The 269-nt window shown below is 65.1% G+C and carries 1 protein-coding gene; it reads right to left on the reverse strand.

Features of this window, described 5'->3' with window-relative positions; genetic code table 11:
* Positions 1-160, reverse strand: a 160-nt coding sequence (locus R2R70_RS20505; RefSeq protein ID WP_410978979.1) for an ATP-binding cassette domain-containing protein, incomplete at its 3' end; no start/stop codon positions are given.
* Positions 161-269: the final 109 nt, after the last annotated feature.

Consider the following 269-nt stretch of genomic DNA (forward strand, 5'->3'; position numbering starts at 1 on the left):
GCAGCAGGCTGGTTTTGCCGCTGCCGTTCGGCCCGATCAGACCGACGAATTCGCCGGGCTTCACGTCGACGTCGATGGCGCGCAGCAGGGCACGCGCGCCGCGTTCGCTGCGCTCATCGTGTGGCGACCAGTCGAGTCCGTCGATCTGCAATGACGTCATAATTCGGCATCCTGAGGAAATGAATCAGAAACTCAACGTGGCCGTGACCCAGCCCGAACGCGGCGCGCCCAGCAGCCATTGGCCGCCGTCGTTCTGCGTCGTCACCGCG

The organism is Cobetia sp. SIMBA_158 (assembly GCF_046566945.1).
In the GTDB taxonomy this organism is placed as follows: Bacteria; Pseudomonadota; Gammaproteobacteria; order Pseudomonadales; family Halomonadaceae; genus Cobetia; species Cobetia amphilecti.